Source organism: Phenylobacterium sp. (genome assembly GCF_036495085.1).
In the GTDB taxonomy this organism is placed as follows: Bacteria; Pseudomonadota; Alphaproteobacteria; order Caulobacterales; family Caulobacteraceae; genus Phenylobacterium.
On sequence record NZ_DASXNL010000074.1, the window covers coordinates 1 to 25,045 of the forward strand.

Genomic DNA, 25,045 nt, shown 5'->3' on the forward strand with positions numbered 1-25,045 from the left:
ACGCCGGGACCGGCGTCCGGCGGTGGAACACACCGTCGCTGCGCGTGGAGGGTGGCCGTCAGGCGCCCGATGAAGCGCGAACTCCTCAGTGGATTTCCTCCCTGGGAAATCCCCCGGCTTCAGCCGGGGGAAGATGTTAAACTTCGTCCGTGGGCGGCTGGACCCCCGATGAACACCAGGCGCGCGAGGTGCTGGGCGCCGCCCTGTGAGCTCGTCATGTTGACCCCGCAGCTCCCCAAACCCAGGGCCGTTCCCCGCCTGGGCGAACGGATGTCATAAAAGTGACGCCTGCGTCACTCTTGCGCAGGCGTCGCATCCGCGCTTAGGTGCCGCCACCATTTTTTGGGAGGGACGAGATGTCCGCTGACGGCAACTGGAAGATCACCATCAATACGCCCATGGGCGCGCAGGAAGTGAACGCCTCGATCACCACCAGCGGCGACACCTTCACAGGCAAGACCTCTGGCCGCATGGGTGACAGCGAAATCAGCGGCAAGGTCGCTGGCGACACCCTTACCTGGAGCGCCAATATCACCCAGCCGATGCCGATGACGCTGGAGTTCGAGGCCACCGTGAATGGTGACGCCATGACCGGCAACGTCAAGCTCGGAGCCTTTGGCAACGCCCCGCTGACCGGCGTGCGCGCCTAAGAGATCGGCGCCCAAGGAAGCAAAAAAGGGCCCTTGCCGGCGACGGCGGGGGCCTTTTGCCGTTCCGGGTCAGCGCCTGCGGGGCGGCACGACGTCGGAGAAGACCTCGAAGCTCTTCCACTTCGGTTCCAGCGGGGCAGTGTCGGCGTCCGGCAAATATGGAGAAGGCTCAACAAGCTGCAGGTTCGGCACGTAGCGGGGGCAGTTCGGGAAGATGTCGACCGGCGTCACCTTGACCAGAAGCTGCGCGCCCGAGGCCTGAGCCATCGCCGGGTCGTCGCCCACGACGCGCGCGGTCCCGTTCACCCGAAGCCGCTTCGGCGCTTCGCCGAACGCCAGGAACAGCATCCCCACGTTCGGGTTCACGCCCAGGTTCCCGAGGCTCTTGAACATGCCGTTGCCGTCGTAGTCGGGGAACACCAGCAGGTCTGGCGCGGCCACCCGCACAAACCCGGGCGGTCCGCCCTTGAACGAACAGTCGGGGCGGCCCTCGGCATCCGCCGTGGCCAGAAAGAAAAAGCCCAGCGAGCCGATGAAGGCCGCATCATCTTCGTTAAACCGATCGCGCCTCAGCTTCTGGTCCAGCCGGTCGGCGAGCGCACGACTGCCAAAGGCGTCTTGCAGCGTCCGGTTCCCCTCGTGGTACATGGGGGCTCTCCACTTGTTCCCGGTCCCCTGGGACCGACATGTTTGGCAAGCGGCCAGAGGACCGCTAAGGAAGCTCCCCTTCTGAAAAGGCGTCCAGACCCTTGCGACTTCCCCAGGCCAGGCTCGATCAGGTGCTCGACCGCTTCCGCGAGATCGAGGCGCGCATGGGCGCGGCCTCGGACGGTCAGGAGATCGTGCGTCTGGGCAAGGAGCACGCCGAGCTGAAGCCGGTCGTCGATGCTGTCCAGGCCTTGCAGCGCGCGCGCGACGAGGCGCCTGAGCTCGAGGAGATGGCCTCCGGCGGCGACTCCGATATGGCGGCCATGGCCCGCGACGAACTGGAGGCGCTGAAGGAGCGGCTGCCGCTCTTGGAGCGCGACGTGGCCCTGCTGCTCGCGCCGAAGGACAAGGACGAGAACGCGTCGGCCATTCTCGAAGTGCGGGCCGGCACCGGGGGCGACGAAGCCGCCCTCTTCGCCGGCGACCTCTTCCGCATGTATCAGCGCTACGCTGCGCTGCAGGGCTGGCGCGTCGAGGTCGACAGCATGTCTGAGGGGGATGCCGGGGGCTTCAAGGAGATCATCGCCGCGGTCACGGGCGACGGCGTCTTTGGCCGGCTGAAGTTCGAGAGTGGCGTTCACCGCGTGCAGCGCGTGCCGGCCACCGAAGCTCAGGGTCGGATCCACACATCGGCCGCCACCGTCGCCGTCCTGCCGGAGCCGGAGGATGTCGAGATCGACATCAAGGACGGCGATATCCGCATCGACACCTACCGCTCGTCCGGCGCCGGCGGCCAGCACGTCAACAAGACCGATTCGGCGGTCCGCATCACCCACTTGCCCAGCGGCATCGTCGTGACCTCGTCGGAGAAGTCGCAGCACCAGAACCGCGCACGCGCCATGAAGGCCCTGAAGGTCAAGCTCTACGACCAGCAGCGCGAGGCCCTCGATACCGCCCGTTCCGACGCCCGCAAAAGCCAGGTGGGCTCGGGCGACCGGTCCGAGCGCATTCGCACCTACAACTTCCCGCAAGGCCGGGTCACCGACCACCGCATCAACCTGACCCTCTACAACCTGCCGAAAGTTCTCGAAGGCGAAGGCCTGGACGACGTCATCAGCCCTTTGATCGCCGAGGACCAGGCAGCGCGTCTGTCGGCGCTGGAGGAGGAATTCAACTAACTGGCCGGGCCCACCTGCTCCTCGATTTCCGAATTCAGCTCGGCGCCGAGCAGCACGACCATGACCGACAGCCAGATCCAGGTCATGAACCCCACGACGGCTCCCAGCGAGCCGTAGGTCTTGTCGTAATGCCCAAAGCGCCCGACGTAGAATGAGAAGGCGAGCGACATCGCCATCCAGGCGAAGGCTGCGACCACCCCGCCCGGTGTGATCCACCGCCAGCGCGCGCCATGCGGAGATGGCCCCCACCGGTAGAGCACCGAAATCAGTCCCGCGCTCAGGATCACCAGCAATGGCCATCGCAGGGCGCTGGGTCCCCGGAGAGCCTCAAGGTGCAGCATCGTAAGCACAGCCGGCGCGGCGACCACGGCAGCCATCACGACAATCGCCAGCACGATGCCTCCCGCCGTCAGCATCAGCGAGGCGACGTTGAGCTTGATGAAGTTGCGCCGCTCGCGCAGTTCGTAGGCGACGTTCAAGCTGGCGATCAGCCCTTTCATCCCGGCGTTGGCGCTCCAGACCGACAGCAGGAGGCTGAAGAAGAAGGTGATGCCGAGTTTGGCGTGCGACGTCATCGCCAGCCGGCTGATCTGGTCGCGGATCACGGTCAACCCGCCCTCGGGGAGCACGCCGCGCAACTCCGAAATCTGCTCCTGGGCTCCGTGCACGTCGCCTACCAGGCCGTAGAGCGAGACGAAGACGCCTAGCCCCGGAAAGAGCGCCAGGAGGATAAAAAAGGCGGAGCCGGCGGCCGCCTGCGGAATCCGGTCCTCGTTGAACTCCTTGAAGGTGCGAACGAGAATCGCGCGCCAGTTCCGGGCCACCCGATTGACTGGCGATTGACCTGAGAGGCTGGGTGGAGTGTTCGCCTGCCTCGTGGGCCTATTCCGGCTCCCCTTGGCTCTTCTGCGGTCGGCGACGCCGACGCCCAAGCCGATAAATATCCCGACGCCCAATGCGCTGATGCGGTCGAAGCGAAAGGCGCCTTTGTGCTTTGTGTCCGTCGGGCCTTGGCGGCCGCGCTCCTTCGACGGCGCCTGTCGGCCAGCGTGACCAATGTTCATGCGGATTGCCTTCCATTTCCTGGCGGCTCAAAAGCGATCCGGTTTCGCTGGTTCCCTCCGTCCAGCTTCTGTTGCGCTTGTGGCGCGCGCGGCGATGCGGCAAGGGGGCGCATATGAGCGGTCAAGTCGCAGGCATCTTCCGCCATCCGGTGAAGGGCTTCACGCCGGAGCCGCTGGATGTCGTGCACCTCGCGCCCGACGAAGGCTTTCCCCACGACCGGGTCTGGGCGGTGGAAAACGGCCCCTCCGACTTCGATCCCGCCGCCCCTGCCTTCGTACCCAAGCGGCAATTCACCGTGCTCGCCTACATCGCCAAGGTGGCCGCGGCCCGCACCCGCTACGACGCCTCCACCGGCGTGCTGCACGCCACCGGCCCTGGTGGGCGCGAGTTCGCCGGGCGGCTGGCTGACAGTGAGGCGCGCACAGCCTTCGCCGCGTGGCTGACCGAGCTTCTGGGCGAGGAGGCCACCGGTCCCTTGCGTGTGGTGGAAGCGCCGGGCGAGCACCGCTTCACCGACCATCCCCTGGGTCAGGTCTCGATCGTCAACCTGGCCAGCGTGCGTGAACTCGGCCAACGCATGGGCGTGGAGCTCGACCCTTTGCGCTTCCGCGCCAACCTCTATGTCGAGGGCTGGCCCGCCTGGGCCGAGCACGACTGGACCGGCAAGCGGCTGATGCTGGGCTGGGCGCAGGCCCAGGTGTTCAAGTCGATCGTCCGCTGCGCCGCCACCCACGTCGATCCGACGACTTCCGTGCGCGACCTCGAGATAACCAAAGCGCTGTTCGACGCCTACGGCCACACCCTTTGCGGATTCTACGTCCGGATCACCTCGGCCGGCGCCGTGGGCTTGGGCGACGCGGTGACGATGCCACAGACGGAGCCAAGGGCGGAGACGAGCGAATGGGCCTGAACCTGCTGCAGGCTTGGCAGGCCGCCAAGCAGCGCTTGGAATCTGCCGGGCTCGCCGGCCCGGTAATCGACGCCCGCCTGCTGGTCGAGGCCGCCGCAGGAGCCACCCGCGCCGACATCGTGGCCGACCCCTACCGAGCGCTTACCCCTGAGCAGGAAGCGACGCTCGAAGATTACCTGTCCCGCCGCGAGCACCGCGAACCCGTCAGCCACATCCTGGGCCGCAAGGGCTTCTGGAAGATCATGCTGAACGTGACGCCGGACGTGCTGACGCCCCGGCCGGACACCGAGACCGTCGTCGAATGGGTGTTGCGCGACTTCCCGGAGCACGCGGCCTGGTCGGTGCTGGACCTTGGGGTCGGTTCAGGCGCCATCGTGCTGTCGATCCTCGCCGAGCGGCCGGCTGCCCGCGGCATGGGGATCGACGTTTCCGAGGAAGCCTTGGCGGTCGCCCGCGAGAACGCCGCCAACCTGGGCCTGGCGGGTCGCCTCGCACTGATGCGCGGCGACTGGACTGACGGCCTGAGCCAGGACAGTTTCGACCTGGTTGTCTCCAACCCGCCTTACATCGCAAGCGAGGTTATCGAGACGCTGGAGCCCGAAGTGCGCGACCACGAACCGCGCGTGGCGCTGGAGGGCGGACCCGATGGCCTGATGCACTATCGAAGGCTCGCGCCAGAGATCCTGCGGGTGCTCAAGCCCGGCGGACGCTTCGCCGTGGAGATCGGCTACGACCAGAAGGTGGCGGTCGAAGGCTTGTTCCGAGAAGCGGGCGCGACCCAGGTGCAGACGCTGCGTGACCTGGGCGACCGCGACAGGGTTGTCGCGGGTATGAAAAATCCCTTGGAAACCTGACCCCGAGTCGCTACTTAAGTAGTGTCTCCACCCAAATCGTCGGCTTCAGGTAGAGGTGTCCGGAAGGGCGCACGCCGGTCCCGATAGGGCGCGACGGCTTCCAAGGCCTCTCGCTTGAAGAGCTTCCGGGCGGAAGACGGGGAATACTTAGCGTCTTCGACATCAAACCGGGCCAGGCGCCCGATCCCGCTGAAGACTAGCGCAGGCCGATCCGAAGGGGTCAGGCCGCAGGGAAACCAAGACGGTTATTAAATAATGAGAGATTTCAAGGGTATGAAGCGTCAGCGCGGCCGGAACCGTGGCGGTGGCGGAAGTAGCGGCGGCGGTGGCGGCAAGCCACAGGCTCAAAACGCCAATCGGGCGTTTGATTCCAACGGCCCCGAGGGCGCGAAGGTCCGCGGCAACGCCCAGCACGTCTTCGAGAAATACCAGCAGCTCGCCAGAGACGCCTCGGCGTCCGGCGATCGGGTCCTCGGCGAGAACTACCTGCAGCACGCCGAACACTATTTCCGCTTGCTGCGCGCCATGCAGCCGACGCGACCCGCCAGCGAAATCCTCGGCCGCGACCATTTCTCCTCAGGCTTCGACATCGATTTTGAGGACGAAGGCGCCCAGGCTCAGTCCGAAGCCGCCGACGCGGCCTCGGCGGAAGCCGGCGAGACCGCCGAGACCTGGCAGGCCCGCGAAAACGGCAGCGAACAGCGCCCGCAACGCGACGGCCAGCGCGAGGAAAGGCCCCGCGATGATCGTCAGCGCGACGAGCGCCCGCGCTACGAGAACCGCGATCGCAACGATGGCGGCCAGGGCCGCGACGGCCAAGGGCGCGATGGGCAGTCTCGCCGTGACCGCCCGTGGCGCGATGAGCGTCCCCGCGACGATCGCCCCCGCGATGAACGCCCGCGCGATGATCGGCCCAGGGACGCGCAGAGGGACGAGCGGCCCCGCTACGATCGTGACGAGCGGCCGCGTGACGACCGGCCGCGCGAGGATCGTCCGCCGCGTGAGGATCGCCCGCAACGCGACGAGCGCCCGCGCTTCGAGCGCAACCGCGACGAGCGGCCCGAACGTGAGGTCGGGCGCGAACCCGCACGCGATCCGCTGGCGGTGGTCGAGCCACACGCCCAGCCGCTGGTGGCGGCAGCCCCGGCGCCCGTCGCCCAGCGCAAGCCCCGTGTGCTGCGCGACGCCGAGGGCGGCGAGAGCCATGCTCCGGCCTTCCTGCAGGCTCCGACCCCCAGGTCCGAGAGTGACGAAGCCCCCAAGCCGCGCCGCCGTCGGGCGCCGCGCGCCGCCGGCCCCGCTTCGTCAGAGACGGAAGAGGCCTAGAGGACGCCTAGGGGGCTCCCCCAGGGGAGTTCCCGCGACCTTGGGCTTTGCGGTCCTGGAACGCCTCGGCCAAGGCGACGAAGACCCCGCGGCGCGGGCGCCAGGCGCTTTGTCGCTAGGACATTGCAGCACGGGGCGGACCCGGGTTAGCTGAAGGCATGCACGCGGCCGATTGCCATCATGAGGAGGGAGTCCACCCGGGGCTGAAGGGGCATGCGCTTCGTCGTGCGCTGGCGGCCGCCCAGGTGCGCTGCCAGACAATCCAGGAGCGGCTGACTGAGCCTCGCCGGCGGGTGTTGGAACTTCTGCTCGAGGCCGATGCGCCCCTGAAGGCCTACGATCTGATCGCCACCTTCGGCGAGGATGGCGCGCCCGCCAAGCCGCCGACCGTCTACCGGGCTCTCGATTTTCTCGAACGCCAGGGCTTCGCCCATCGCATCGAAAGCCTCAACGCCTTCGTTCCCTGCCGCTTGGAGGCCGAGAACCATAAGGCCGCCTTCCTGATCTGCACCTGCTGCGGAGCGGCCGAGGAGTTTGAGCCCGACCTCAGCCCCGGCCTCGCTGCGGCCCAGGCGAAGGGTTACCAGGTCGCCTCAGTCACCCTCGAGGCGCGCGGGCTCTGCCCGGCGTGCCGCGCGGAATGAGGCGACAGATCTATCTCGATTGCGACGGGGTTCTGGCCAACTTCGACAAAAGCGCAGAAGCGATTCTCGGGGCCCCCAGCGCCGTCTTCGAGAAGCATTACGGCGCGGGCGAATTCTGGCGCAGGTTGGCCAGCGCGGACGGGTTCTTCGAGAACCTCGAGACGATGCCCGACGCCTTCGAACTCTTTGAGGCCGTGAAGGCCAAGGGCCCGATCATCCTCACCGGGATGCCGCCAGGCGGCGTCTGGGCGGAGCCGCAGAAGCGCCGCTGGGCCGAGCGGTACTTCCCAGGCGTGCGTATGATCACCACTGAAGCGGCCCTCAAACGGGAGCATTGCGATCCGGGCGACCTCCTCGTCGACGACCGCGATCAGCACAGGGGCGCATGGGAACGGGCCGGCGGCCTTTTCATCCACCACAGGTGCGCCAAGAACTCGATCATCGCGCTAAGGGACGCGGGCTATATCTAAAAGCCTGCCGCCGGGGTTTGCGCCGCTACCAGAAGATCCCGCGCACCACCTGGACGATGCGCCCGGTGTAGAGCTCGATCATCATTGCGTCGCCGCCGACGCGAACCCACTCGAAGCCTGGAGGCGGATAGGGCAAGCCGTAGTCAAGGAAATCGTCCAGCCAGTATTGGTCGGCATACCAGGCTGTCGGCAGGAAGTCGCCGAACACCCAGGAGCGGACGAAGAACCCGTAAGGGGCGCGATAGGGCGCCACGCGATAGCGGCTCTGGCTCCAGTAAACAGGCGGATAGCGGCCCTGCGCCCAGCGCTCGGGCGGCCCGTGGCGGCCGTCGTGCGGCCCGTTCGGATCGCCCGCCGGCCGGCCGTTTCGATCCCACCCACCCGGGGCGCTGTTCGGCGGGAGAATTACCTCGTGCGGCCCGCCGCCGCGGTCGGCCCGATCCCAGCGCCGTTCGCCAGGGACCGCCGGGTTGCGGCCGCCGCCGTCGTTGCGGCGCAAGGCGTCATAGGCGTCATTGTGGATGAAATGCGGGGGACTGTCGGGGGCGCGCTGCGCCTGGACGGGCCCGGGGGCGCCGATGACAGCCGGAGCGCCTGGCCGCCCATCCTGGCTGCGGAACGCGGAGCCGGGAATGGGCGCCCCCGCCCGGGCGCCTGGAGCCGGCGGCGCGCCGAAGGGCGCCTCGTGTCCTCGCAGGACGTGGCCGCCCATCGGCGGCGCGGCGCCCGGCGCACCGACCATGGGTCGGCGAGCCTGGGAGACAGCGCCGGGGGTTCCCGGATGGGCTTGGGGATGGCCGCTTTGCTCGACGCGGGCATGATCGCCTTCCTGGGCCAACGCAGCCGAACTCGCCCCCGCCATCAACAGCAGGGCGACAACAGACGTCATGGTGATCTTCATGTCTTCGACAGTCCTGGAGGGCCGATCCGGCCCGCCTCGATTGCGTCCTTCATCTCCACACTATTGCAGCGCTCGCTGAACAGCGCTTGAACGGAACGATGGCTGCAACAGAGGCGCAAAGAGCGCATGCGAGGGCCCCGCCTGTGACCGCGATCCCAAATGACGTGATCGGCTTCTGGCGCCAGGCGGGACCGGAGAGGTGGTTCAAGAAGGCCACCGCGTTCGACGAAGCCATTCGCCTGAAGTTCGAACCGGTGCACCACCGCGCCGCCCGCGGCGAATACGACGCCTGGGCGGAAACCGCCGAAGGCGTGCTCGCTCTGCTGATCCTGCTCGATCAGTTCCCGCGCAACCTCTACCGCGAATCCGCCCACGCCTTCGCCACCGACCCCAAGGCCCGATCCATCGCCCGCGCCGCCATCGAGCGCGGCTTCGATCGGCAGGTCGACCCCATCATGCGCAACTTCTTCTACCTGCCCTTCGAACACTCAGAGGACATCGCCGACCAGGACTTCGGTCTGGCGCTCGTCACCGAGGCCGGAGAGGCCGAGGACCTCAAGTGGGCCGCACTGCACCGCGAGATCGTCGCGCGCTTCGGCCGCTTCCCGCACCGCAACCCGGCGCTGGGCCGTGTGACCACGCCGGCAGAGCAGGAATTCCTCGACGACGGCGGCTTTTCCGGATGACGTGGGTTCTTATTTTGTTCGATGCTGGTATGATCCACAAGTTCGTGGGGCGCGTTTAGAACCCAGCTTCATTCCTTGGTTTTCCTCGATCGCGAATCATCAGCGAATCACTTCGATGAACGCTCACGCCGCCATTGCGTCGGTCTATGGGACGGCCCCGGACCACCCGGAGCGCCAGTATCTGGACCTGCTCGCCGATATCCTGGCGAACGGGGTGAAGCGCGAAGACCGCACCGGCACAGGCACGCTAGGCGTTTTCGGCCGGCAGATGCGCTTCGATCTCGCCCGGGGCTTCCCGCTGCTCACCACCAAGAAGCTGCATCGCAAGTCCATCATCCTGGAACTGCTGTGGTTTCTACGGGGCGACACCAATATCCGCTGGCTGCAGGAGCGCGGCGTCTCCATCTGGGACGAATGGGCCGATGAGACCGGCGAACTCGGTCCGGTCTACGGTAAGCAGTGGCGTTCGTGGACGGCCCCGGACGGCCGGGTGATCGATCAGATCACCGCCGTGGTCGATGGCCTGAAGACCAATCCCACCAGCCGCCGCCACATCGTCTCGGCCTGGAATCCGGCAGAGGTGGAGGACATGGCGCTGCCGCCCTGCCACTGCCTGTTCCAGTTCTTCGTGGCTGATGGAAAACTCTCCTGCCAGCTTTACCAGCGCTCCGCCGATGTCTTCCTCGGCGTGCCGTTCAACATCGCCAGCTACGCCCTCCTCACCATGATGGTCGCCAAGGTCACCGGCCTTGAGCCCGGCGAATTCGTCCATACCCTGGGCGACGCCCACCTCTACCTGAACCACCTCGAGCAGGCCCGCGAGCAACTCCGCCGCGAACCGCTTCCCCTGCCCCTCCTCGAGATCGCCGAGCGCGACGACCTGTTCGCCTTCGAGTACGACGACTTCAAGCTCAGGGGTTACCGCGCGCACGAGCGGATAAACGCCCCCATCGCGGTCTGATCCGTATTCGTTCGAACTCTCCGTCGCCCGGGCAAGAGCGATCCGCTCATATCGACAGCCTGCGCGGCGTAGCCGCGCTGCTGGTGGTCTGGATTCACGCTTCAGAAGTCTTCGCGCCGCTGGCCGGCGGTTCGCCCCTCCACGAGATCGCCCAACGCTTTGACTTCGGGCGCATCGGCGTCGTGGCCTTCTTCGGGGTCAGCGGGCTCCTGATCCCCAACTCCCTGAAGGACGACCGGCCCGATTCCGACCGCGCGTTCCTCGTCCGGCGCTTCTTCCGCCTCTTCCCCGCCTATTGGCTGTCCATTCCCCTCGGAATCCTGTCGATCTGGAGCCTCTCCGGCCACCGAATCGCGCCGGCCGAGGTGATCGCCAACTTTACGATGATCCCCGACCTCTTGGGCGCTCGGCCGGTGATGGGGTCCTACTGGACGCTGGAATATGAGCTCGGCTTCTATCTCATGTGCCTGGCGCTGTTCAAAGCAGGCCTGCTCCATCGCCCCTACGCCGCCGCGGTTGCGACGGCTCTTTTCCTGGCGATCTACTTGGCCGGCTTCGCCGCCCTGATGGTGCTGCACCGCCAGCAGCCCGGCGATTGGGGAATGGTGGCGCTCAATTTCGCCGCCATCTTCCTGGGCGCGCTCTGGCGACGGAATCTGGACGGAAAGCTCGATCGATTGGAACGGTCGGCTCTGTGGGGGGCGTTGGCGGTGTTCTGGATCGCGACGCCTCTTGCCTGCGCCTACGCGATCTACGGGCTCGGCAGCCATAACGCGTTCTTCGTCCGCTTCCCCGTCGCCTACGCAGCCGGAACGGCGCTGTTGATCGCCATGACCTCGGTCGCCAAGGTCCGCTGGCGTCCGCTCGCCTGGGTGGGTCTGATCAGCTATTCGCTCTACCTGCTGCACCCGGTGGTCCTCTATCTCATGGCTTACGTCTTCGAACGCCACGGGCCGGGTGCGGGCCTGCCGGTCGGCGGGCAGATGCTGCTCGGCGCCGCGTTCTCGATCGGCCTTGCCGCCCTCGCCTTCCACGCCGTCGAAAAGCCGGCGATCGCCCTCGGCGCAAGGCTGACCCGCCGAGCTACGGCTCGCCTCCTGCCCGATGCCTGCTAAAGACGGTACATGTCCTCCGTCACACTCACCGCCGGCCCCATCGCACGCGCCAGAAACGGCGTCATCGGCAAGGACGGCGCCCTGCCGTGGCGGCTGAAGAGCGATCTCGCCAACTTCCGGGCGGTCACCATGGGCAAGCCCGTCATCATGGGTCGCAAGACCTGGGACAGCCTGCCGAAGAAGCCGCTGGTGGGCCGGACAAACATCGTGCTGTCCCGCGACGGCTCCTTCGAGCCCAAGGGGGCCGTGGTCTGTGAGGAGTTCAGCGAGGCCGTGGCCATCGCCCGGGAACAGGCGGCCGAGGATGGCGCACGCGAGATCTGCGTGATCGGCGGCGCCTCGCTCTTCGAACTGGCGCTCCACAAGGCCGGACGGATCTACCTCACCGACATCGACGCCGACGTGGAAGGCGACGTCACGCTGCCGCCGATCGATGAAACGCTCTGGAGCGAAGTCGCGGCCCAGGCCTATCCAGCGGGCGACGGCGACGACTATCCCTTCACTATTCGGGTGCTGGAGCGGCGCTAGACCATCCCACCGCAGTCAGCTTAACTGCGAAGCCAAGAGCCGGCGCGACCGGCCGTCCGAGGGGAGGAGGCACATGCACCGCCGGCATCTGATCGCCCCCCTTCCGCGTCGTATGCAACCCCGCCTTCGCGGCCGGCGTGATTGCTGGCTCATGCCGTCCGGCCTTGGCAAGATCGCCAAGCTGCGCCGGCCGACGCCCGACCAAACCCCAGCCTTCAGGATCTGAAACCATGGAAATGCAACTGGTCGCCGAAGGCCTCGAGTTCCCCGAAGGCCCGATCGCCCTGGGCGACGGCTCGATCATCCTGACCGAGATCAAGGGCCAGCGGCTCACCCGCATCACGCCCGACGGAAAGAAGGAGATCGTGGTCGAGACCGGCGGCGGGCCGAACGGAGCGGCCATCGGCCCTGACGGCGCGATCTGGATCACGAACAACGGCGGCGCGTTCGAGTGGCTGGACAACATGGGCCTGACGATCCCCGGCCCCACGCCCGCGAGCCACGTCGGGGGGATGATCCAGCGCTACGACCCGAAATCCGGAAAGCTGGAGACGGTCTATGAGGCCTGCGAGGGCCGCCGCCTGATAGGGCCCAACGACCTGGTGTTCGACCGGCAGGGCGGCTTCTGGTTCACCGACCACGGCTGCTCGACGCCGGAAGGCCGCAAGTTCGGTGGCCTCTACTACGCCAAGGCCGACGGCAGCCTGATCAGCCGCCAGCGCGATCACATCATTTCTCCCAACGGTGTCGGCCTTTCGCCGGACGAGACCGTGGTCTACGCCGCCGACACCCAGCTCGGCCGGCTTTGGGCCTTCGACGTGGCCGGCCCAGGCGTCCTGAGCCCCGGACCGGGCTTCGCGCCAGGCCGGGTGATCTGCAACCTGCAGGACTATCAGTTGCTGGACAGCCTCGCGGTCGAGGCCGGCGGCAAGGTCTGCGTCGCGACCATCATCAACGGCGGGATAACCACCTTCGACCCGGACGGCTCGATCGAGCACTACGCATTCCCCGACCCGATCTGCACCAATATCTGCTTCGGGGGCGCCGACATGATGGACGCCTGGATCACCGCCTCGGCCACCGGCAAACTGTTCAAGGCTCGATGGCCAAGGCCGGGGCTCAAGCTCAACTTCAACGCCTGATCAGCCGCCCGCCAACATCGCTTCGCGCCGCGCCAGGCTCTCCGGGCGCCAGACCTCGGCCACGTCGTAGTAGACGTCGAAGGCCGGAACCCCGGGCGGCAGGCCCACCCAGGGCAGTTTCGAGCGCGTGAAGATATGCACGTCCGGCGACAGCGCGTGAGGCTTGTCCAGGGTCGTGGCGCGCACGAACCGCAGCGCAGGCCTTCGCCCGTAGTCCGACCAGACCGCGACCTGGCACTTGGCGCAGCGATGGATGTCGTGCGGACGGCCGCTTTCGGTGGGCATGGAGATCGCCACCGGCGTCTCGCCCAGCATCTCGATGCGGTTGGTCTCGATCAGGGCGTTGACGGCGAAGCCGCCACCCGTCTGCTGCTGGCAATCGGTGCAATGGCAGCAGTGGACAATCATCGGTTCGGAGGCCAGGCGGTAGCGAACCGCTCCGCAAGCACAGCCGCCTTCGAACGTCGCCATCGCAATTCGCGGCCCTAAACCGCGGCCCTGCCCAGCGATTCGAGGTTCATGGCGTCGACCAGCAGGCGTTCGTCCGCCCGTTGCGCCTGGGCCACATCCTCTTCTCCCGCCAGGCCATGGTGGAAGTCCTGCAGGATATCGAAAAGCTCGTCCAGGTCGATCCTCGCCGGCCGCCCCTTCGGGAAGCGGTAGCGCCAGAAGCTGGCGATATGGGACACCATCCCGGTGCGTTCGCCGAGCGTCATGAACATCTCGGGCGACTTCAGCAGGAAGTCTCGAAAAGCCATCGGATTGCTTGCCTGGGTCATTTCGGCGAAGGCGTCGTCATAGACCTTCAGCGAGACCCGCACCCGGCGGACCTGGCTGAGGATCGCCTGGTTCACCTGAGCGCCGAGGTTCTTGACCTGGTTCAGCATTTCAGGGTCGCGCGGACCAGCCACCTTGATCTGGGTGAGCTCGGCGATGACGCCTCGCAGTTCCGGCCACAGGCTGCTCAGGACCCACTTGTAGTAGAGGAAGCCCTTCCAGCTGAATATGCCCTCCCGGAAATTCTCGCCCTGCAATCCCAGGGTCAGCCGCAGGGGCTCGAGCCGCGTGTCGTCTTGTCCTGACAGCAGGAGGCTTACGAGCTTGGAGAGGTTGGCGCTGGGCCCGTTCCCATGGCCGCCATACGCCAGCTCGACGAGCCTGCCGACCTCGCCGGACACGAAGCGCTGCATGCGGTCGAGGTCGGCGTGGGAGATCGCGAAGTAGCAGTTGGCGATCTGGAAATCCCGGCGCCGCAAATGCTCGCGCAGCAGGAAGGGGTCGAGTGAGGGCAGCTCGTCCAAGGCTTCGAGCAGCGCAATGTCGCGGGCGTCGCTTTCGTGGTCTCCGTTCAGGTCGTGGAGCATCTCATGCCAGTTGCGCTGGCCCACGAACAACGAGCGCCCGCCGAGGCTGAGGTCGGTGCGCTCGAACGGAATAATCGCCTTGGTGGCGTTTCGGCGTCCCCGCTCGAAGGCGTACTGCTCGTCGGGGCGCAGGCGATGCTTGATGATCACCGCCCCGTTCAGCGTCGCCGACTTGAAGAACGGGGCGGAAAAATAGTCAGGCTCGCCGGACGACTGGTTCGATATCGCCGCCAGGTTGAGCACGCGGCTCGTCGAGGCGGTGCGCTCGAGACCGGCGAGGCTGCGAAACGATCGGTCTTGTGAGCGTCCGACCAACCTACCCTCCCGCGACACCGCCTGCCGCCCGCGCCAGTTGTGGAAGGCGGGCCCCAGCAGGTCCCATCCCGACGCAAATCGATCATCAGGTATGGCGGGCAAGCGCTACAATATCCTTAATCAAAATCAACGTTACCCAAACCCAAGCGCCGGGCGCACAAGCTCCGACGCCATCTTCCCATAGGCGTCGTTCAGGCGAATACTGAGGTCGTATGTGGCCACGGACCGGCCGCTGGGATAAGGACGTCGGCGATGGATGACGCCTCGATAGATGTGAAGCGCGCGGCCCGCGAAGCGGCCTACGCAATGCCGCTGGACCAGATCAATCCGGCGGACCCGGAGATCTTCCGGACCGACACCTGGGCCCCCTACTTCGAGCGCCTGCGCGCCGAGGATCCGGTGCATTGGGCCGAGAGCGGATTCGAGGACATCGGCGGCTATTGGTCGGTGACAAAATTCAACGATATCATGGCCGTGGACACCAATCACGAGGCGTTTTCGTCGGACCCCACCATCGTCCTGCCTGATCCTGAGGAAGATTTCGCGCTTCCGATGTTCATCGCCATGGACCCGCCCAAGCACGATGTGCAGCGCAAGACCGTAAGCCCGATCGTCGCCGGCCCCAACCTCGCGAAGCTCGAGCCGATCATCCGCGAGCGCGCCGCCGTCATTCTTGACGACTGTCCGATCGGGGAGGAGTTCGACTGGGTCGACAAGGTTTCGATCGAGCTGACCACCATGACGCTGGCCACCCTTTTTGACTTTCCGTGGGAAGACCGGCGCAAGCTTACTCGCTGGTCCGATGTCGCCACAGCCGCGCCCGACAGCGGCATCTTCAGCAGCACCGACCCGGAGATCGCCGAGCAGGAGCGGCGCACTGAGCTCTTCGAGTGCGTCGACTACTTCATGCGCCTGTGGAACGAGCGGGTGAACGCCCCGCCGAAGGCCGACCTGATCTCCATGCTCGCCCATGGCGAGGCAACGCGCGACATGGACCGCATGGAGTACCTGGGGAACCTGATCCTGCTGATCGTCGGGGGCAACGACACCACCCGCAACACGATCTCAGGCTCCGTCCTGGCGCTGCACCAGAACCCTGACCAGGACAGAAAGCTGCGCGAAAATCCCGCGCTGGTCCCCTCAATGGTCTCAGAGACCATCCGCTGGCAGACCCCGCTCGCCTACATGCGCCGCCGCGCCACGCGCGACTTCGAACTCGGCGGCAAGACCATCCGCGAGGGCGACAAGGTGGCCATGTGGTACGTCTCGGGCAATCGCGACGAGGAAGTCATCGACCGACCGAACGACTACATCATCGACAGAGAGCGCGTACGCCAGCACCTGTCATTCGGCTTTGGCATCCACCGCTGCGTTGGAAATCGCCTGGCCGAGCTCCAGCTGAAGATCATCTGGGAAGAGATCCTCAAGCGCTTCCCGAAGATCGAAGTCGTCGGGCCGCCGCGCCACGTCTACTCGTCCTTCGTCAAAGGCTACGAGAAGCTGCCCGTGGTGATCCCAGCGCGGTTCTGATCGGAGGTCCAACCCCAGGCGGACCGCTCAAGCCTTCAGGCCCCGCTCGGCCTCGCCGAACGGCGACGCCGACGTCAGGGTCAGACCTGCCCGCGGCGAAGACGCTCAGCCGACGCCGTCCAGGTACTCAACCTCCGGCCGGCCGCCGAGCACAGCGGCGAACTTCGGTCCGGCGGCCTTGAAGTAGTCCGTGCCGCCATGGTGCGTCAGCGCGTCCTGATCCTTGTAGAGCTCCAGCACCTTGTAGGTATTCGGCTCGGTGCGGCTTTTGGTCAGTTGATAGGCGAGATTGCCCGGCTCGTTAGTGCGTACCTGCTTGGCGAGTTCGCCGAAGAAGGCCTCGAACTCGCCGGATTTCCCATCCTGGATCTTGAGGGTCGCGATAACGCCGATGCTCATGTCGGTCTCCCAACGTTTGTTTGAAATCGACGGTAAAGCGGAGCTCCGGGAGGGGCAACCCTCACTCGACGTCACGCAAAATCAGGAAGTTGACTAGCGGCTCTCGTTCCAGCCGTACGCCACCCAATGGTGGCCGCCGAGGTGGCGGGCTTCGATGACGCCATCGCGGCGGGCACGGGCGGTGCGTCGAGCCCGCAGAGCCAGGCCCGTAAAACCCAGGAGCGCCGAGGCCATCACCCCGATCACCGCCACGGTCGCAGCAAACACAACGGCCAGGATGGCGCCGACGACTACGGCGGCGACGGTCGCGAGCATTGCGCCCACCAAAGCCAAGCTGCGCAGCGCGGATCCATGACGGTCGGCGAATTCTTTCACCATGGCGTCCTCGTGAGCCCGCAATCTACGCCTCGGGCTGATGCTAAACAGATTATGTCGTCCCAAGGCTTCCCGCCGTCAACCAAAGACAACCCGTAGGTGATGTGTTCGCGCAACTATGCCGCGCCTTCGAGCGCCATCGCCCGCCGTTCGCGCATGGCGGAGTCGAAAGCGGCGTTGATCGCAGCAGCCTTGACCTCGGCCACCTCGACGAATTCCGGCGGCAGGCCCCGGGCGCGCGCCCGATCAGGATGCGCGGCCGAGAGCATCTCTTTCCAGGCCTGCCTCAGCTTCAGATCGGAGGCGTCATGGGCGACGCCGAGTACGGCGTAGGGATCATCGGCCTCGTGGCCCAGGTGCGTGGCCTTCAGCCGGCGGAACACCAGCGGGCTCTGGCCGAACAGCTCGGAGACACGCTGCAGGTAGGCCAGTTCCTCCCCGGTCACGACGCCATCAGAGGTGGCGATATGGAACAGGCCGTCCACCACGTCCTCCAGCAGCTGGGGGCAGTTGCGGTAGCGTTTCTGCAGGCGTCGGGCGTAGCTCTCGAAGCCACGGGTGGTCTGGCGAGCGAGCTGATAGAGCCTGCGCACGTTGCCGGCGCTCGCCGGCTCCGGCTGGAAGACCTCGGCGAAGGCGGCGTATTCGGCGGCCTGCGCCTGGCCGTCGGCCTTTGCAAGCTTCGCGCCCAGCGCTGTTACAGCCGTCGAGAACGCCGGATCCTCGCCGGGCAGCCCCGGTGGACAGACGTCACACTCGGCCTCGTCGAGGTTGCGGGCGGCCAAGCCGGCTATTTTGCGCCAGAAGCTCATTGGGATAAGCAGCCTTACGAGTGTGGCGACGGCAAGACAACTGCGGGACGGGTTAAGTTTTGGACAGGTCCTGGCGCTTCTGGATCGACCGCGGCGGCACGTTCACCGACGTGATTGGGCAGGTCGCCACCGGCCCGGACGCCGGCGCCGAGACTTCGCTGAAGCTGCTCTCCGCTTCGCCCAGCTACTCCGACGCCGCAGTCGAGGCCATGCGGCGGATCCTGGGCGCGGTCCCAGGGGAGCCCTTCCCAGCTGACCGCGTCGAAGCTATCAAGATGGGCACGACGGTGGCCACCAATGCGCTGCTTGAGCGGGCCGGGGCCAAGACGCTGTTCGTCACCACCGAGGGTTTCGCCGACGCCGTCCTGATAGGCGACCAGTCGCGGCCTGACCTCTTTGCGCTCACCATTGTGCGCCCCGCCCCGCTCTATTCGGGGGTGATCGAGGCCTGCGAACGCCTCGACGCCACAGGCGGCGTCGTCCGGGCACTGGACTGCGAGGCGCTGACCGAAAAGCTCAAAGCCGCCGTCGCCCAAGGCTACGCCTCCGCCGCCATCGCCTTCCTCCACGCCGACCTGAACCCGGAGCACGAGCGCCAGGCGGGTGACATCGCCAAGGCCGTCGGATTCCAGTTCGTCGCGCTGAGCCACGAGGTTTCACCCCTGCCGCGATTTATTCCGCGCGCCGAGACCGCCATCGCCGACGCCTATCTGACGCCGGTGCTGCAAGCCTACGTCCGGCAGGTCGAAAGCGCCGTGGCGGGCGCGCCGCTGTTCTTCATGATCTCCTCGGGGGGGCTGGTGCGCGCCGGGGCCTTCCGCGGCCGCGACGCGGTGGTTTCCGGGCCCGCGGGCGGGGTTGTGGGCGTGGCGCGCACGGCAAAGCAGGCGCAGGTCCCGGCCGCCCTCGGCTTCGACATGGGTGGCACCTCCACCGACGTCTGCCGCTACGCCGGCCACCTCGAGCGTCGTGACGCGGCCAAGGTCGCCGGCGCCCGTATCCGGAGCCCGATGCTCGACGTCGAGACCGTCGCGGCCGGCGGCGGCTCGATCCTCACCTTCGACGGCATGCGCGCACGCGCCGGCCCGGCGAGCGCCGGCGCCGACCCGGGCCCGGCCTGCTACGGACGCGGCGGGCCGGCCACCGTCACCGACGCCAACCTCGTCCTCGGTCGTCTCGACCCGCGCTTCTTCCCCTCCGTGTTCGGACCGAGGGGCGACCAGCCACTGGATCCGGCCGCCGCCCACGGCCGCCTGGCCGACCTCGCCGCGGCGATGGGCGCCGAAAGCGTCGAGGCCGCTGCCGAGGGCTTCGTGGCCGTCGCCGTCGAGCAGATGGCTCAGGCGATACGTCGCATCTCCACCGAGCGCGGCTTCGATCCGCGCGAGCACGCCCTGACCGCCTTCGGCGGGGCCGCCGGCCAGGTCGCCTGCCAGACCGCCGAGGCGCTGGGCGTCAGCGAGATCCTTGCGCCGCGCTATGCAAGCGTGCTCTCCGCCTGGGGCATCGGCCAGGCCGAGATCACAGCGCTACGCCAGACCGGCCTGGAGGTCCCACTCGACGCCCACGGGCTGTCCCAAGCGGTGTCGAGGCTGGCCATGGTAGAGGCCGCCGCCCGCGCCGCCATGACCGAACAGGGCGCCGAGACCGCCGCGGTTCGCCGCACGCTGCGCCTCCGCTACGACGGCGCCGACGCTGAATTGTCGGTTCCGCTCAGCGAGCTCCCGACCGCCAAGGCTCTCTTCGAGGGCGCCCACCAGAGGCTCTTCGGCTTCATCGAACCTGACCGCGCCATCCTGATCGCGGCGGTGGAGGCTGAGGCCACCTCCAGCAATATCTTCGCTGATCCCGGCGAGCGGCCATCCGCCGAGGCGACAAGCGTTCGCGCGAAAGAGCGGGTCAAATTGTTCGCTCATGGCGTCGGGCACGAGGCCGAAGTGGTATGGGCCGATGAGCTCCGCGAATTAGACGGCCCAGCCCTCATCGTCCGCCCCGACACCCAGATCGCGGTGGCCCCTGGATGGCGGGCCACGGCGCACCCCGACGGCCTCATCCGACTGAACCGCACGTCAGCCCCCGCCACCACAGCCATAGCTCTCGACAGGCCCGACCCGGTCACCCTGGAGCTCTTCAACCGCCGCTTCATGGGCGTAGCCGAAGCCATGGGCGCGGCCCTCGAACGCACCGCCCACTCTGTGAACATCAAGGAGCGGCTGGACTTCTCCTGCGCGCTCTTCGACGCCGACGGCGGCCTGGTCGCCAACGCCCCGCATATGCCGGTGCACTTGGGGAGCATGGGCGCCTCCGTCCGCGCGGTCCGCGACCGACACCCGGTGCTCCGTCCCGGCGAAGCCTTCGCGCTGAACAATCCCTACGCCGGCGGCACCCATCTGCCCGATATCACAGTCGTCATGCCGGTGTTCATGGACGCCGAGGTCTCCCCCGTCGCGCAGGCGAAGCAGGAAACGGATCCTCCCGGAACGCGACGAGACGGAGGCGACGCAGAGCCGAGCTTCTATGTCGCCGCCCGCGGCCACCACGCCGACGTCGGCGGCGTACAGCCCGGCTCCATGCCGCCATTCTCGCACACCATCGATGAGGAGGGCGTCATGCTGGACGCGCTCCCGATCATGCGCGACGGCAGCTTCCTTGAGACCGAGACGCGCAGCGCGCTCATGGCCGGGCGCTGGCCGGTCCGCGCGCCAGACACCAACCTTGCCGACCTCAAGGCCCAGATCGCCGCTTGCCAGGCCGGCGGGGCCGCCGTCGCCGAGATGATCCGCGCCCATGGCGCGGACGCCGTCGCCCGCTACATGACGTTTGTACAGCAGAATGCGGCCGCCGCGGTGCGCCGCGCAGTCGGCAAACTCTCCAACGGCGAAGCCCGCGTGCCGATGGATGGCGGTGGCGAGATCTTCGTCACCACCACGGTCGACGCCGAGGCCGGTGAAGCCACGCTCGACTTCACAAGAAGCGCCGACCAGCTTCCGACCAACTTCAACGGTCCCTCGGCCATCGTCGACGCCGCAGCGCTTTATGTCTTCCGGACCCTGGTGGACGACGACATCCCGCTGAACGCCGGATGCCTTGAGCCGCTGAACATCCTGACGCGGCCGGGCTCGATGCTGGCCCCGAACCCGCCCGCCGCCGTCGTCGCCGGCAACGTCGAAACCAGCCAGCACGTAGTCGACGCCCTCTACGAAGCCTTGGGAGTCATGGCGAACTCGCTGGGCACCATGAGCAATTTCACCTTCGGGGACGAGGAGCGACAGTACTACGAGACCATCTGCGGCGGCTCCGGCGCCACCGCCCACGCCTGCGGGGCCAGCGCCGTCCAAACCCACATGACCAACTCACGACTCACCGATCCGGAGATCCTCGAGCGCCGCTTCCCGGTCCGCGTGGAAGCCTTCGGCGTTCGCCACGGCTCGGGCGGCGCAGGGGCCAATCGTGGCGGCGACGGCGCGATCCGCCGTATCCGTTTCCTCTCGCCGATGGGGGCCGCCCTGCTCTCGTCGCGTCGCAAGCACGCCCCTCAGGGCTTGGCTGGCGGTGAAGCCGCCAAACCCGGCGCTCAGCGTCTGATCGGTTCGGATGGTACGGTCACAGACCTTCCGGGCTGCTTCGCCGTGAATGTGCAGGCTGGCGACGCCATCGAGATCGAAACTCCCGGCGGTGGCGGATTCGGCCTTCCGCCAGCATAGATTTAGCCTGAAAATAGCTTGAATCTTCGAGGTAGCTCCCGTCCATGACACCGCTCGCGATCGCTCTCGTCCTCTTCCTGCAAGGCCAGTCCGCGGCAGAACCGGCCCTGGCGTCCGGCGCTGCCCCGCTTGCCGCCAGCGCCCCGGCCAAGGATCGGCTGGAGCCTGGCGCGCCCAAGGACGACTACCAGTTCGTGGCTTGGTGCTACGGCTCGCTGCGCGCCTACGTGGACCTGCACGACCAGGTGATGCCGGAGGTGACCCGCATCGAAAGCGCCTACCGTCGGCCGGGGCGCAAGCTCTCAGACGATCTCAAGGTGTATGACGATCTGCAGAAGATCAGCTTGGCTCAGCTAAAGCTCTATCAGGACGCGCTCACCGCAGCCGAAAAGGCCAGCATGCGGCCGATCAACACCATCGGCGCGGCCGCCGTCCAGCAAGGCCGAGCGGTCTGGGCGCCTGGTCCCGGCGTCACCCAGGCGCGTCTTGCCCAGGACTGGATGAGCTGGGCGCCGCCCGCCAAGTGCGAGCCCACCGCCAAGGCCCTGGAAGCCCGCTCCAACCTGCTGGGCGCCTCGCTGAAAGCCAACGCAGATCCGCAGGCCGCGCCAGCCCCCGCCCCGGAAGCGGACACAGGGGCAACCAAGGGCGATCCTGCGGCCAAGCCGAACTAGGCCTCAATCGTCGACGCCCGGGACCACCGTCAGGGTTTCGAGGCTGGCGCGGCGCATCACGAGCATGGCGATAGGCGCTTCGGCGATGTCAGCGGTCAACAGCCGGTGCAGGTCGTCGACGGAGAAGATTGTCTCCCCGGCGAACTCAAGGATGACGTCGCCAGCCAGGAGGCCAGCCAGCGCCGCCGGCCCGCCCACCGTGGCTTCCGATACGGTCACCGCCGAGCCCTCGGGCCGCCGCAACCGCCGCGCCAACCGCGGATCGAGCGGCGTGGTCTGGCCGGACAGGCCCAGCCTTGCCCGGCGCACCCGGCCGTCGCGCATCAGGCGGGCCGTAACGTCCACCGCGGTGTCGCCGCCAATGGCGAAGCACAGGCCCTGGGCCTGGCCGATCATAGCGGTATTGACGCCCACCACTCGGCCGCGGCCGTCCACCAGCGCGCCCCCCGAATTACCCGGATTGAGCGGCGCATCCGTCTGGATCACGCTCTCAATCAGTCGGCCGCTTGGTGATCGAAGGGTGCGGCCCAGCGCGCTGACGATGCCGGCCGTCACCGTCGCCTGGAAACCCAGCGGATTGCCGATCGCCACCACAAGCTGCCCGACCCGCAAGCGCGAAGAACGGCCGAACTCAGCATGTGGCAACCCGGCGGCGTCGAGGCGCAGCACCGCCAGGTCCGTGGCCGGATCGTCTCCGACCAGCCGCGCCGCAAACCGTCGCCCATCGGTAAGGCTGGCGGTGAGCTGCACAGCCCCGGCCACCACGTGGCTATTGGTGATCAGGTAGCCGTCGGGAGCGAAGATCACGCCTGAGCCGGTTCCGGCCCGGCCGTTCGCCTGGACGGCGCCGATATGAACGACCGCCGGGCCGACGGTCTCGAAGGCGTGGGCGACCTGGGCGGAATAGGGATCGAGCGGCTCGTCCGGCCACTCGGCAATGTCATAAGCCATAGTGGATAGATGGTTGCGCGATCGAGCCGCTACAACGGCCGCCTCAACCGTTCAGATAGTTCGCCAACCGCGCCAAACCCGTGGCGTTTTTCTCCGGTCGGGCGGCGAAGCACCAGCGCAGCCAACCCTCGCCCTCTTCGCCGAAAGCCGAGCCGGGGGCCAGCCCAAGCCCGACCTTGTCGATCAGGTCCTTGGCCAGAGCCATCGCGTTCGCGTGGCCCTCGATGCGGAAGAAGGCGTACATCCCGCCCTCCGGCTCCGGGGCCTCGACGCCCGGCATCTGGCGCAGCGCCCCCAGCACCTGGTCGCGCGCCGCCCGAAGCTCGGTCCTCAGCGCCTCGACGGCCTCCTCGCCGTGCGTCAAGGCCGCCACCGCACCGCTCTGGATAAAGTCGGGCGCGCAGGAGGTGTTGTATTCGACGAGTACGCCCATCGCCTCGGTCAGCGCCGGCGGCAATACCATCCAGCCCAGCCGCCAGCCGGTCATCCGCCAGGCCTTCGAGAAGCTGTTGGTGCTGATCAGCCGGTCATCGTCGTCCGCCATTTCGAGAAATGACGCCGGAGCCACGGGCCGGGCGAAGACGAGGCGCTCGTAGACGTCGTCGGCGATCAGCCAGATACCGTACTTGCGGCACCGCTCCAGGATCGCGGCGCGGTCCTGTGACGGCAGCACCCATCCGGTGGGGTTGTTCGGCGAGTTCAGAAACAGCGCCTTGGTGTCCGGCGTCAGGGCCGCCATCAGCTTTTCAAGATCGAGCCGCCAGTGGCCTTGGGCGCGATCGAGCGCGACGGTCTGCATGCGCGCCGACAGGATACGCGGGATCTCTACGACGTTCGGCCAGACGGGCGCCACCACCACCACCTTGTCGCCCGGCGAGACCACCGCCTGGGCCGCCAGCATCAGGGCGTTCACCCCGGAGTTGGCGATGGCCAGCCGCCCCGTCCCGATCGGCCGCCCGTGCAGCCGGGTGAGGTAGGCCGACAGCGCCGTGCGCAGGTCCGTGCGCCCCAGGTTGTGGGTGTAGTAGGTCTTGCCCTCCAGGAGCGCGCTCGCGGCCGCCTCGCGGATGAAGGACGGAGTGGGTTGGTCGGACTCCCCCACCCAGAACGCCAGGACGTCCTCGCGCTCCATGCCGGCGTTGGCGACTTCGCGGATCTGCGAAGCGCGCAGGGACAATACTTCCGGACGGGCGATCGGGGCGGACATGGCCCTGTCCTAGACGAGGAGCGCCGCCAGCGGAACACCTGCAGTTCACACCCATCGCACCCGCGAGCGATGGTCCGTCGCCGCAGCCGCGGTGCTTTTCGCGTAACTGTGTCTTGCGAAAGACTCGCCTCTGAGGGGAAATGCTGGTAAGGTTTCGTTAATCGTGATGTTGGGATCACAAGGACATGACTGGTTTTCGAGGAAGGTTGCGCCAGTTCGTTTCGAAGTGGCTTCCATCCAAAGAAGTCTCGCCTCAGAACGTGGAGCAAGCCTCCGCAAGCTTCGTCTTCAACGCCGACGACACGCCTCGCCTCTGGTCTGAAGACGTCGGGCTGCACTGGCCGCCCGTCTCAAATTCCTGGCCTCAACGCGAGTTTCCAAAGTTCATGAAGTCTGCGACCAGCGACGCCGACCGCATGGCGGCCTGACCCTACGTTCCGTCTCGGCCCAGCCAGCCTTCTGGTCGGGGATCGCGGGCCACGACGGCGACGGCCAAAGGACGCACCGCAGCTTCAGGCAATGCGCATCGAGGCCTCCCCGCGACCGGCGCCGATCCTCCGTACAAGGACGGCAAAGGCCTTCGCAGGTTGTCTTGGGCTCGGCAGGAAGCGCCTGACCGCTGAATCGTACTTGAGA

General features: G+C 67.1%; 25 protein-coding genes and 1 pseudogene. 15 read left to right on the plus strand and 11 right to left on the minus strand.

Features of this window, described 5'->3' with window-relative positions; genetic code table 11:
• The first annotated feature begins 356 nt into the window (after positions 1-356).
• Positions 357-650: a hypothetical protein gene (locus VGI62_RS08835; RefSeq protein WP_331504109.1), complete on the plus strand. Its 294-nt coding sequence runs from the start codon at positions 357-359 to the stop codon at positions 648-650.
• Between the two features lie 69 nt (positions 651-719).
• Here the strand turns inward: VGI62_RS08835 and VGI62_RS08840 are convergent, their stop codons facing one another.
• Entirely contained in the window at positions 720-1,298 is a 579-nt protein-coding gene (locus VGI62_RS08840) for a pyridoxamine 5'-phosphate oxidase family protein (RefSeq protein ID WP_331504110.1), read from the minus strand.
• A gap of 101 nt (positions 1,299-1,399) precedes the next feature.
• On the opposite strand from VGI62_RS08840, the gene prfA reads away from it, so the two are divergent.
• The gene (prfA, locus tag VGI62_RS08845; RefSeq protein WP_331504111.1) at positions 1,400-2,476 is read left to right on the plus strand and encodes a peptide chain release factor 1; all 1,077 of its coding nucleotides are present in this window, start codon (positions 1,400-1,402) and stop codon (positions 2,474-2,476) included.
• Here prfA and VGI62_RS08850 read toward each other — a convergent pair.
• Positions 2,473-3,300: a YihY/virulence factor BrkB family protein gene (locus VGI62_RS08850; protein ID WP_331504112.1), complete on the minus strand. Its 828-nt coding sequence runs from the start codon at positions 3,298-3,300 to the stop codon at positions 2,473-2,475. The genes prfA and VGI62_RS08850 overlap by 4 nt on opposite strands.
• Before the next feature lie 353 nt (positions 3,301-3,653).
• Between VGI62_RS08850 and VGI62_RS08855 the strand changes: the two genes are divergently transcribed.
• From VGI62_RS08855 to VGI62_RS08865, 3 genes and pseudogenes are all read left to right on the plus strand, one after another.
• Complete coding sequence (locus VGI62_RS08855) at positions 3,654-4,451, plus strand: MOSC domain-containing protein (protein ID WP_331504113.1); 798 nt, start codon at positions 3,654-3,656, stop codon at positions 4,449-4,451.
• Positions 4,442-5,305, plus strand: a complete 864-nt coding sequence (gene prmC, locus VGI62_RS08860; RefSeq protein ID WP_331504114.1) for a peptide chain release factor N(5)-glutamine methyltransferase — start codon at positions 4,442-4,444, stop codon at positions 5,303-5,305. Before VGI62_RS08855 ends, prmC begins: the two co-directional genes overlap by 10 nt.
• A 273-nt stretch (positions 5,306-5,578) precedes the next feature.
• Positions 5,579-5,779 (plus strand): annotated as a pseudogene (locus VGI62_RS08865) (DUF4167 domain-containing protein); the annotation flags it as partial.
• Between the two features lie 102 nt (positions 5,780-5,881).
• Here VGI62_RS08865 and VGI62_RS08870 read toward each other — a convergent pair.
• Entirely contained in the window at positions 5,882-6,511 is a 630-nt protein-coding gene (locus VGI62_RS08870; protein WP_331504160.1) for a hypothetical protein, read from the minus strand.
• A gap of 278 nt (positions 6,512-6,789) precedes the next feature.
• On the opposite strand from VGI62_RS08870, the gene VGI62_RS08875 reads away from it, so the two are divergent.
• Together VGI62_RS08875 and VGI62_RS08880 are read left to right on the plus strand one after the other, a co-directional pair.
• Positions 6,790-7,275 (plus strand): Fur family transcriptional regulator, encoded by a 486-nt coding sequence (locus VGI62_RS08875; RefSeq protein WP_331504115.1) that lies wholly within the window; start codon positions 6,790-6,792, stop codon positions 7,273-7,275.
• Positions 7,272-7,745, plus strand: coding sequence for a hypothetical protein (locus tag VGI62_RS08880; protein WP_331504116.1), 474 nt, complete (start codon positions 7,272-7,274; stop codon positions 7,743-7,745). The genes VGI62_RS08875 and VGI62_RS08880 overlap by 4 nt, the downstream gene beginning before the upstream one ends.
• A 25-nt stretch (positions 7,746-7,770) precedes the next feature.
• On the opposite strand, the gene VGI62_RS08885 is transcribed toward VGI62_RS08880, so the two are convergent.
• A complete protein-coding gene (locus VGI62_RS08885; protein ID WP_331504117.1) occupies positions 7,771-8,634 on the minus strand; it encodes an RcnB family protein in 864 nt (287 codons plus the stop codon).
• A gap of 155 nt (positions 8,635-8,789) precedes the next feature.
• On the opposite strand from VGI62_RS08885, the gene VGI62_RS08890 reads away from it, so the two are divergent.
• The 5 genes from VGI62_RS08890 (at position 8,790) to VGI62_RS08910 (ending at position 13,078) form a co-directional block, all read left to right on the plus strand.
• Positions 8,790-9,332, plus strand: coding sequence for a DUF924 family protein (locus tag VGI62_RS08890; RefSeq protein WP_331504118.1), 543 nt, complete (start codon positions 8,790-8,792; stop codon positions 9,330-9,332).
• A 115-nt stretch (positions 9,333-9,447) separates the two neighbouring features.
• Complete coding sequence (locus VGI62_RS08895) at positions 9,448-10,293, plus strand: thymidylate synthase (RefSeq protein ID WP_331504119.1); 846 nt, start codon at positions 9,448-9,450, stop codon at positions 10,291-10,293.
• A 59-nt stretch (positions 10,294-10,352) separates the two neighbouring features.
• On the plus strand, positions 10,353-11,408 hold the full coding sequence (locus VGI62_RS08900) for an acyltransferase (protein WP_331504159.1): 1,056 nt from the start codon (positions 10,353-10,355) through the stop codon (positions 11,406-11,408).
• Between the two features lie 9 nt (positions 11,409-11,417).
• Positions 11,418-11,936: a dihydrofolate reductase gene (locus VGI62_RS08905; protein WP_331504120.1), complete on the plus strand. Its 519-nt coding sequence runs from the start codon at positions 11,418-11,420 to the stop codon at positions 11,934-11,936.
• 230 nt (positions 11,937-12,166) lie between these two features.
• A complete protein-coding gene (locus tag VGI62_RS08910; protein ID WP_331504121.1) occupies positions 12,167-13,078 on the plus strand; it encodes an SMP-30/gluconolactonase/LRE family protein in 912 nt (303 codons plus the stop codon).
• On the opposite strand, the gene VGI62_RS08915 is transcribed toward VGI62_RS08910, so the two are convergent.
• A complete protein-coding gene (locus VGI62_RS08915; protein ID WP_331504122.1) occupies positions 13,079-13,549 on the minus strand; it encodes a GFA family protein in 471 nt (156 codons plus the stop codon).
• A 14-nt stretch (positions 13,550-13,563) separates the two neighbouring features.
• Positions 13,564-14,859 (minus strand): hypothetical protein, encoded by a 1,296-nt coding sequence (locus tag VGI62_RS08920; RefSeq protein ID WP_331504123.1) that lies wholly within the window; start codon positions 14,857-14,859, stop codon positions 13,564-13,566.
• 150 nt (positions 14,860-15,009) lie between these two features.
• Here VGI62_RS08920 and VGI62_RS08925 point away from each other — a divergent pair, with 150 nt between their 5' ends.
• Positions 15,010-16,287, plus strand: coding sequence for a cytochrome P450 (locus VGI62_RS08925; protein WP_331504124.1), 1,278 nt, complete (start codon positions 15,010-15,012; stop codon positions 16,285-16,287).
• 105 nt (positions 16,288-16,392) lie between these two features.
• Here the strand turns inward: VGI62_RS08925 and VGI62_RS08930 are convergent, their stop codons facing one another.
• The 3 genes from VGI62_RS08930 to VGI62_RS08940 form a co-directional block, all read right to left on the minus strand.
• Positions 16,393-16,686, minus strand: a complete 294-nt coding sequence (locus VGI62_RS08930; protein WP_331504125.1) for a putative quinol monooxygenase — start codon at positions 16,684-16,686, stop codon at positions 16,393-16,395.
• Positions 16,687-16,779: 93 nt separating this feature from the next.
• On the minus strand, positions 16,780-17,064 hold the full coding sequence (locus VGI62_RS08935) for a hypothetical protein (RefSeq protein WP_331504126.1): 285 nt from the start codon (positions 17,062-17,064) through the stop codon (positions 16,780-16,782).
• A gap of 113 nt (positions 17,065-17,177) precedes the next feature.
• Positions 17,178-17,873 carry a DnaJ family molecular chaperone gene (locus VGI62_RS08940; RefSeq protein ID WP_331504127.1) on the minus strand — a complete coding sequence of 232 codons (696 nt, stop codon included), beginning with the start codon at positions 17,871-17,873 and terminating at the stop codon, positions 17,178-17,180.
• A gap of 59 nt (positions 17,874-17,932) precedes the next feature.
• On the opposite strand from VGI62_RS08940, the gene VGI62_RS08945 reads away from it, so the two are divergent.
• Positions 17,933-21,577 (plus strand): hydantoinase B/oxoprolinase family protein, encoded by a 3,645-nt coding sequence (locus VGI62_RS08945; protein ID WP_331504128.1) that lies wholly within the window; start codon positions 17,933-17,935, stop codon positions 21,575-21,577.
• Positions 21,578-21,621: 44 nt separating this feature from the next.
• Positions 21,622-22,251 (plus strand): hypothetical protein, encoded by a 630-nt coding sequence (locus VGI62_RS08950; protein WP_331504129.1) that lies wholly within the window; start codon positions 21,622-21,624, stop codon positions 22,249-22,251.
• Positions 22,252-22,254: 3 nt separating this feature from the next.
• On the opposite strand, the gene VGI62_RS08955 is transcribed toward VGI62_RS08950, so the two are convergent.
• A complete protein-coding gene (locus tag VGI62_RS08955) occupies positions 22,255-23,202 on the minus strand; it encodes a S1C family serine protease (protein WP_331504130.1) in 948 nt (315 codons plus the stop codon).
• Positions 23,203-23,245: 43 nt separating this feature from the next.
• Positions 23,246-24,409, minus strand: coding sequence for a pyridoxal phosphate-dependent aminotransferase (locus VGI62_RS08960; protein ID WP_331504131.1), 1,164 nt, complete (start codon positions 24,407-24,409; stop codon positions 23,246-23,248).
• Positions 24,410-25,045 lie beyond the last annotated feature (636 nt).

What these genes read in the sequence shown, in the direction of transcription:
- VGI62_RS08835 (WP_331504109.1), top strand. Translation starts at nt 357, where the DNA reads ATGTCCGCTGACGGCAACTGGAAGATCACCATCAATACGCCCATGGGC.
- VGI62_RS08840 (WP_331504110.1), bottom strand. Translation starts at nt 1,298, where the DNA reads ATGTACCACGAGGGGAACCGGACGCTGCAAGACGCCTTTGGCAGTCGT.
- VGI62_RS08855 (WP_331504113.1), top strand. Translation starts at nt 3,654, where the DNA reads ATGAGCGGTCAAGTCGCAGGCATCTTCCGCCATCCGGTGAAGGGCTTC.
- prmC (WP_331504114.1), top strand. Translation starts at nt 4,442, where the DNA reads ATGGGCCTGAACCTGCTGCAGGCTTGGCAGGCCGCCAAGCAGCGCTTG.
- VGI62_RS08870 (WP_331504160.1), bottom strand. Translation starts at nt 6,511, where the DNA reads ATGGCTCTCGCCGCCCTCGGCGTCGCGCAGCACACGGGGCTTGCGCTG.
- VGI62_RS08875 (WP_331504115.1), top strand. Translation starts at nt 6,790, where the DNA reads ATGCACGCGGCCGATTGCCATCATGAGGAGGGAGTCCACCCGGGGCTG.
- VGI62_RS08880 (WP_331504116.1), top strand. Translation starts at nt 7,272, where the DNA reads ATGAGGCGACAGATCTATCTCGATTGCGACGGGGTTCTGGCCAACTTC.
- VGI62_RS08885 (WP_331504117.1), bottom strand. Translation starts at nt 8,634, where the DNA reads ATGACGTCTGTTGTCGCCCTGCTGTTGATGGCGGGGGCGAGTTCGGCT.
- VGI62_RS08895 (WP_331504119.1), top strand. Translation starts at nt 9,448, where the DNA reads ATGAACGCTCACGCCGCCATTGCGTCGGTCTATGGGACGGCCCCGGAC.
- VGI62_RS08905 (WP_331504120.1), top strand. Translation starts at nt 11,418, where the DNA reads ATGTCCTCCGTCACACTCACCGCCGGCCCCATCGCACGCGCCAGAAAC.
- VGI62_RS08910 (WP_331504121.1), top strand. Translation starts at nt 12,167, where the DNA reads ATGGAAATGCAACTGGTCGCCGAAGGCCTCGAGTTCCCCGAAGGCCCG.
- VGI62_RS08915 (WP_331504122.1), bottom strand. Translation starts at nt 13,549, where the DNA reads ATGGCGACGTTCGAAGGCGGCTGTGCTTGCGGAGCGGTTCGCTACCGC.
- VGI62_RS08925 (WP_331504124.1), top strand. Translation starts at nt 15,010, where the DNA reads ATGGATGACGCCTCGATAGATGTGAAGCGCGCGGCCCGCGAAGCGGCC.
- VGI62_RS08930 (WP_331504125.1), bottom strand. Translation starts at nt 16,686, where the DNA reads ATGAGCATCGGCGTTATCGCGACCCTCAAGATCCAGGATGGGAAATCC.
- VGI62_RS08935 (WP_331504126.1), bottom strand. Translation starts at nt 17,064, where the DNA reads ATGGTGAAAGAATTCGCCGACCGTCATGGATCCGCGCTGCGCAGCTTG.
- VGI62_RS08940 (WP_331504127.1), bottom strand. Translation starts at nt 17,873, where the DNA reads ATGAGCTTCTGGCGCAAAATAGCCGGCTTGGCCGCCCGCAACCTCGAC.
- VGI62_RS08950 (WP_331504129.1), top strand. Translation starts at nt 21,622, where the DNA reads ATGACACCGCTCGCGATCGCTCTCGTCCTCTTCCTGCAAGGCCAGTCC.
- VGI62_RS08955 (WP_331504130.1), bottom strand. Translation starts at nt 23,202, where the DNA reads ATGGCTTATGACATTGCCGAGTGGCCGGACGAGCCGCTCGATCCCTAT.
- VGI62_RS08960 (WP_331504131.1), bottom strand. Translation starts at nt 24,409, where the DNA reads ATGTCCGCCCCGATCGCCCGTCCGGAAGTATTGTCCCTGCGCGCTTCG.